Annotated in this window: 1 pseudogene; it reads left to right on the top strand. The window is 73.7% G+C overall.

The annotated features are described in order from the left end of the window. Window positions 1-278: pseudogene (locus QMX89_RS22800) on the top strand (outer membrane usher protein); the annotation flags it as partial.

The raw sequence follows: 278 nt of genomic DNA, 5'->3' as shown, positions 1-278 counted from the left end.
CGGGTGAACGGCGCACCTTTACCGTCCTGGCGGCCACCCTGGGCCTGGCCCTGCCCGCGCGTGGCTTCTCCGTGGGCCTGGGGCAACTGCGCGACAGCGGCCAGGGCGCCGCGCAACCCTGGGTGCTGAGCGCCGGAGGCAGCCACCCGCTGGCCCCGGCTGCCAGTGTCAGCGTAGGCGCTTTGCTTGCCCAAGGCTACAACGCCGGCGGTGCCGGGTGGAGCCTTGAGCCTTGGCAAGGTGCTCGCCTTCAGGGGCTGACGCAGGTCGCCCGGGCC

Source organism: Pseudomonas sp. PS01301, assembly GCF_029960215.1.
Classification (GTDB): domain Bacteria; phylum Pseudomonadota; class Gammaproteobacteria; order Pseudomonadales; family Pseudomonadaceae; genus Aquipseudomonas; species Aquipseudomonas coleopterorum.
This window is presented reverse-complemented; position numbering and strand designations above follow the sequence as displayed.